This is a genomic window from Acetobacter fallax, assembly GCF_011516735.1.
In the GTDB taxonomy this organism is placed as follows: Bacteria; Pseudomonadota; Alphaproteobacteria; order Acetobacterales; family Acetobacteraceae; genus Acetobacter; species Acetobacter fallax.
The window spans coordinates 39,439-45,879 of record NZ_WOSX01000028.1 but is presented as its reverse complement, the minus strand read 5'-3'; the positions used below and the strand labels follow the sequence as shown (position 1 = coordinate 45,879).

The window sequence follows — 6,441 nt, the reverse complement described above, 5'->3', positions numbered from 1 at the left end:
AGAAGCTCTGCTTCAGTGATATCCGCCCTTGCCCGGGTGTCAGGACAGAATCACGGCCTTTCCTGCCGCATCGACAATGGCGTGGGTCTTTGTGGTCAGCCACCCCGGGATCGCCCAATGGCCTGATCCGCGCCCTCCGCCCTTTTTGCGAGTGCCTGTGCTGTGCTGATGCGCCCGGACAATCGTGCTTTCGGTCATCATGTATTCATTGTCGTGATCTGCGGCCAGATGTCGGAAAATTCGTTCGGTCACGCCGCCTTCGCACCAGCGACGTAACCGCCGGTGGACATTCTTTCCGTCACCGAGGCGCGATTCCCGCCGACATGACCTTCGCGCCCCGGAAGAAGATCCTTTTATCTGCTCTCGCTGACTGTCACTCAGGCCATACCATCGCATCCGCATTGCTCTCTGAAAATCAGGGAAAACATCATAAAACAAGCTGAAGTATAAGGTCGCTATCGCCTCCTGTTAACTGACGACACGTCCTGATTCAAAATTGTTGGCCCCAGGCCATAAACCGGCCAGCACGACAGGCGTTGTCTGCTGGCCTGCGAACATATGAATCATCAGGGCATCACAATCGATAGAAAATAACGGCATGAATGCAATTGTACTGCTGGCACTTGCCCGTCCCTATACATTTGTTGTGATGGCCATCCTTATCGCCATATCCGGGGTGCTTTCTGCCATCCGCACGCCAGAGGATATCTTTCCCGATATCGGGATTCCCGTCATTGCGGTGGCATGGACCTACAGCAACCTCTCTCCGCAGGACATGTCCGGGCGCATCGTACTGCCGTTCCAGCGCACGCTGACCACGACGGTCAACAATATCGAACATATCGAGGGACAGTCGCTGACGGGCATCGGTGTGATAAAGGTCTTTTTCCAGCCTGGCACCGATATCAGCATCGCGAACGCGCAGGTCACCGCTATCGCCCAGACCATTCTGCGCCAGCTCCCCATTGGCACCACCCCACCGCTGATCCTGAATTACAATGCCTCCACCGTGCCGATCGTGCAGCTTGCACTGTCAGGCGAGGGCATGACCGAACAACAGCTTTATGATTACGGTTTCAACTTCATCCGTAACCGGCTGGTAACAGTGCCGGGCGCGGCCCTGCCTTACCCCTATGGCGGTCGCGTGCGCCAGATCCAGATGGATCTCGACCCCGGCAAGTTGCAATCCCGGGGCGTATCCGCTCAGGATGTGAGCAACGCTCTGACCACCCAGACACAGATCACTCCCGCAGGTTTCGTAAAAATCGGGGAGTACCAGTATAATTTCAGGCTGAATAACGCGCCGCTTTCGGTCGAACTGCTCAACATGCTGCCCGTACGCACGATCAATGGTGCAGTCGTACGTGTGCGTGATGTGGCCCATGTGCGTGATGGTTCCACTCCCCAGCAGAACGTGGTGCATGTGGATGGCCAGCGCTCCGCGCTCCTGACCGTGCTGAAATCGGGCGCCACCTCCACGATCGCCATCGTGGAGGGGATCAAGACGATGATCCCCGATGCGACACGCGGCCTGCCCAGGCAGCTTAAACTCAGGCCCGTCAACGATCAGTCGCTTTTTGTCCGGGCGGCCGTGGATGGGGTGATGCGCGAAGGGGCTATCGCGGCTGGCCTGACCAGCCTCATGATTCTGCTGTTTCTTGGTTCATGGCGATCCACGCTTATTGTGGCGACCTCTATACCGTTATCGGTCATGGGTGCGGTCGTGGCACTGTCCGTGCTGGGTGAAACGCTGAATGTCATGACACTGGGCGGCCTTGCGCTGGCCGTGGGCATTCTGGTGGATGAGGCGACGGTCACGATCGAGAATATCGAGCGTCACCTCGAAATGGGCAAGGACGTCCATACCGCCATCGTTGACGGATCAGGGGAGATCATCGTCCCGGCTTTTCTCTCGCTGATCTGTATCTGCATCGTGTTTGTGCCGATGTTCTACCTGCCGGGTGTGGCGGGCTTCCTGTTCGTGCCGATGGCGCTGTCGGTCATGTTCGCCATGACCATGTCCTTCATCCTGTCACGCACACTCGTGCCGACCATGGCCATGTTCCTGCTGCGTCCACATGAGGACGCAAAACAGCCCGGAGAGAATATCTTCACACGCTTCCAGCACGGTTTCGAGCGACGTTTTGAGGCGTTGCGTGCCCGCTACAGTGCGCTTCTGGGAAGTATTCTGGACTATCGCGGTCGGTTCGTGGCTGGTTTCCTGTGCTTTGCCGCTCTCAGCATGGGTTTGCTCCCGTTCCTTGGTCGCAACTTCTTTCCGCAGGTCGATGCGGGCACAATGACTCTGCATGTGCGTGGCCCCACAGGCATGCGGATCGAAGAGACGTCGGCCCTGTTCCAGCGCATCGAAAAAGAGATCCGCCAAAGGGTTCCGGCAAGCGAGATTGATTCCATTGCCGACAATATCGGCCTGCCCACCAGCGCCATCAATGTCGCCTATAATGCATCGGGTACCATCGGGCCGCAGGATGGCGATATCCTCGTCGCTCTCAAGGAAAATCATCACCCGACCGAGCGGTACATCCGCATTCTGCGGCGTGAACTGCCCAGAGCATTCCCCGAGGCCAGTTTTGCCTTCCTGCCGTCGGACATCACAACCCAGATCCTCAATTTCGGCGCACCGGCCCCGATCGACATTCAGGTATCCGGCCCCAACCCTGACGAGACGCGGCAGTTTGCCGGCCGCATATTGCGAGCCATACGTCCCATTGACGGTCTGGTCGATGCCCGCACCCAGCAGCCCGGCCATTACCCCGAACTGCGTTTTGATGCGGACCGCACCCGCATCAACCAGCTTGGTCTGACGGAAGGGGATATCACCAGCGCCATCGCAACCTCCATTGCCGGAACCGTGCAGACTGCCCCGCTTTACTGGCTGGACCCGCACAGCATGGTCACTTACCCCATCGCGGTGCAGATGCCCGAATACCGGATCAGTTCTCTGGCGGATATCATCGGCCTGCCCGTAACCGGAGTGTCGACCACCCGGCTTCAGGTGCTCGGCGCCCTTGGCACAATTACGCGCGGCACGACTTCACCAGTCGAAGCACAGTATAATATCCGCTCGCTGATCGATGTTTTCGCAGGCGGGGACGGACGCGATCTGGGTGCCATCGCATCGGACGTGCAGGCGGCCCTGCACCATCTGGAACATGACCGGCCCGAGACCGTCACGGTTACGCTGCGTGGCCAGTACCAGGCCATGACAACCGCTTTTTCCGGTATGGGGTTTGGCCTGCTGGGAGCGATCGTTCTGATCTATCTTCTCATTGTCATCAATTTTCAGAGCTGGACCGATCCGTGCATCGTTGTGCTGGCGCTGCCGGGCGCGCTGGCGGGAATATGCTGGATGCTGTTTGCAACGCATACTCCGCTTTCCGTGCCCGCGTTGACGGGAGCGATCATGTGCATGGGGGTGGCGACGGCCAATTCCATCCTTGTCATCACCTTCTGCCGTGAACAACTGGCTGAGCATGGAGATGCGCTCAGGGCCGCTCTGACGGCGGGCAGCACCCGCCTGCGGCCTGTCATCATGACGGCGCTGGCTATGGTCATCGGCATGCTGCCTATGGCGCTGGGGCTGGGTGAAGGCGGGGAGCAGAATGCACCGCTGGGACGGGCCGTCATTGGCGGCCTGATTTTTGCCACCTGTGCCTCTCTGTTTTTTGTGCCGTCACTCTTCGCTATCATCTATGACAGGCGTGCACGGCATGGGACTGACGGGACACATGCCCATGGCTGAAAGCCACGCTGTCGCAGCCGCCGGTCCCAAACCACGTCTGCGCTGGATCATTCCTGTCGCGGCGTGCATTTTCGGGATCATACTCGTCGCGGGCACGATTATGCGTATCCATGACCGCCATCAGCTTCATGCGATGAATGTTGCGGCGCTGGTACCCAGTGTAACGGTCGTGCATCCAGGTGGCCATGCTGTTGATACACTGGTCCTGCCCGGCATCCTGCAGGCATGGTACAGTGCACCGGTCTATGCCCGCACCAATGGCTATCTGCGGAAATGGTATGTCGATATCGGGCAGAAGGTGGAAGCAGGCCAGCTTCTGGCGGAAATCGATACACCCGATGTTGATCTGCAGCTTGCCGGAGCAAGGGCCGCGCTGGGCACACGGACCGCACAACGTGATCTGGCGGGGATTACATCACGCCGGTGGGACCGGCTGAATGCCCAGAATGCCGTATCCCAGCAGGAAACGGACGAACGCCGGGGCGATCTTGCGGCCAGCGAGGCCACGCGGCATGAAGCTGCGGCGGAGGTGGAGCGGCTTGAGACGCTTTCCGGCTTCAAGCACATCATTGCTCCTTTTGCCGGTGTGGTGACCAGCCGCGCGACCGATATCGGTGCGCTGATCGTAGCCGGCACGGCGGCGAGCCAACCGCTTTTTACCGTATCGGACGTGACCCGCCTGCGGCTTTATGTGCGTGTGCCACAGGCCTATGCCGCGCGAATGCGGGAGGGCTTTGTGGCACATTTCACGGTGCCGGATTACCGTAACCGGCAGTTTGAAGCCCGTATGCTCCATTCCTCGGATGCGGTTGATTCCCAGTCGGGAACGATGCTGGTCCAGCTTGTCTATGAGAATGGGGAAAATCTTCTCAAACCAGGGGCCTATGCCCAGATCGCCTTTACGTTTCACGGTCCGGAGCCACAGGCGCCGCCCACCGTGCGTGTTCCCGCCAGCAGTCTGCTCTTCCGCAAGGACGGGCCAACCGTGGCGCTGGTGGATGAACATGACCATGCCAGGATACAGCCCGTCTCGATCCTGATCGATTTCGGGACCGAACTTGAGGTGACGGGGCTCGCACCACAGGACAGGATCATAACCAACCCGCCGGATGATATCGGGGATGGAGATTCCGTCAGACCGCGTGAAGGTGGTGGGCATGGCAACTGAGCAGGGCAGGGTGGTTCTGTTCTTCCTCGTTCTGCTGTGCGGCTGCAATCTGGCCCCCCGATACCATAAGCCCACACTCCCTGACATACCCGTGACATTCAGGGAAACCGGACCCTGGACACCGGCACAGCCCGCCGATACCGCTCAACGGGGGGCGTGGTGGGCGGTTATGGGAGATGAGGATCTGGACCGGCTGGAGGACAGGGTCGAACACGGCAGTCCGCAACTGGCCGCCGCCGTGGCGCGATATAATGAGGCGCGGGCGCTGGTCAGGCGGGCGCGGGCCGACTTTTTCCCCCAGATCGATGCAACAGCCAGCGCACAGCGTGAACGTGCCCTCTTTGTTGCCAACGGAAACTATTACGAATACCGCGATTATGAATCCGGAGGCACTGTTTCGTGGGAGCCGGATATCTGGGGTCGTATCCGCAATCTGGTCAGGGCGGCACGGGCCAGCGCCCAGGCAAGCGCGGCCGACCTCGCATCACTCCGTCTCAGTCTGGAAGGTGAACTGGGCGATGATTATTTCCAGCTCCGCGGTCTGGATGCCCGCGTCAGCCTGTTGCGAAAGACCATAGCGGCCTATTCCGCAGCGCTGGATCTGACCACAAAGCGCTTTGTCGGCGGGGCGGCGAATGAACTGGATGTAGGCCGTGCACACACCCAGCTGACCACAACACAATCCCGGCTGGAACAGCAAGTGGCGGACCGCGCGCTGATGGAACATGCCATTGCCGTGCTGATCGGTGAGCAGCCTTCCACCTTTTCAATTCCGCCGGTGGAGGACCTGCCGCCCGTGCCGGTCATTCCCATCGCCGCTCCCGCCCGCCTGCTGGAACGCAGGCCGGATGTCGCATCGGCAGAGCGGCACATGGCAGCGGCCAATGCCCGGGTCGGGGTGGCAAGGGCGGCTTTCTTTCCCAACATCACGCTTGGAGCGATGGGTGGCTCGGAAACCACGACCAGTATGCTGGCTTCGGCCGGGAGCGGTGTGTGGGCGCTTGGCCCGGCGCTGGCAACACTGGCCATATTTGATGGTGGGCGGCGGTTTGCCAATCTGGCCCTTACCCATGCAGAATATGCTGAGGCGGCAGCTGGTTACCGTCAGACGACCCTGACGGCTTTCCGCGAGGTTGAGGACCAGCTGGCGCTCCTCAATCATCTGGCCGACGCCGCCGCGCGGCAGGAGGAAGGGGTGACGGCGGCAACGCGCACCGACCATCTGGCCAGTATTCAGTACCGCGAAGGGGCCGTTGATTACCTGCAGGTTGTCATTGCCCAGACGGCTGAACTGCAGGCGCGCGAAGACCTGATTACGGTCAATACGCGCCGTCTCATGAGTGGCATTGATCTTGTGCGGGCCATCGGGGGCGGATGGCGCGACCATGATGGATTAGAAGGAAAATAGGTCTCTGTTGTTCAGACGTTTCCGCGGTGCCGACAGGCTGCTCCGGAACGCACTGGAAATTTATAAAGTCCCGTGTCGTTCCCACCATAACGGGTCTTCCTC

General features: G+C 59.9%; 3 protein-coding genes and 1 pseudogene. 3 read left to right on the top strand and 1 reads right to left on the bottom strand.

Features of this window, described 5'->3' with window-relative positions; translation table 11 throughout:
- Positions 1 to 42 precede the first annotated feature (42 nt).
- A pseudogene (locus GOB85_RS19320) lies at positions 43 to 396 on the bottom strand (IS5/IS1182 family transposase); the annotation flags it as partial.
- A gap of 202 nt (positions 397 to 598) precedes the next feature.
- On the opposite strand from GOB85_RS19320, the gene GOB85_RS13175 reads away from it, so the two are divergent.
- From GOB85_RS13175 to GOB85_RS13165, 3 genes are read left to right on the top strand one after another with little or no spacing between them, the layout of a single operon-like run.
- The gene (locus GOB85_RS13175; RefSeq protein ID WP_173577951.1) at positions 599 to 3,763 is read left to right on the top strand and encodes an efflux RND transporter permease subunit; all 3,165 of its coding nucleotides are present in this window, start codon (positions 599 to 601) and stop codon (positions 3,761 to 3,763) included.
- Positions 3,756 to 4,931, top strand: a complete 1,176-nt coding sequence (locus GOB85_RS13170; RefSeq protein ID WP_173577950.1) for an efflux RND transporter periplasmic adaptor subunit — start codon at positions 3,756 to 3,758, stop codon at positions 4,929 to 4,931. Before GOB85_RS13175 ends, GOB85_RS13170 begins: the two co-directional genes overlap by 8 nt.
- Positions 4,885 to 6,339, top strand: coding sequence for an efflux transporter outer membrane subunit (locus GOB85_RS13165; protein ID WP_242011499.1), 1,455 nt, complete (start codon positions 4,885 to 4,887; stop codon positions 6,337 to 6,339). Before GOB85_RS13170 ends, GOB85_RS13165 begins: the two co-directional genes overlap by 47 nt.
- Positions 6,340 to 6,441: the final 102 nt, after the last annotated feature.

Bases quoted from the DNA above. Each gene is read 5' to 3' on its own strand.
- GOB85_RS13170 (WP_173577950.1), top strand. From the start codon at position 3,756: ATGGCTGAAAGCCACGCTGTCGCAGCCGCCGGTCCCAAACCACGTCTG.
- GOB85_RS13165 (WP_242011499.1), top strand. From the start codon at position 4,885: ATGGAGATTCCGTCAGACCGCGTGAAGGTGGTGGGCATGGCAACTGAG.
- GOB85_RS13175 (WP_173577951.1), top strand. From the start codon at position 599: ATGAATGCAATTGTACTGCTGGCACTTGCCCGTCCCTATACATTTGTT.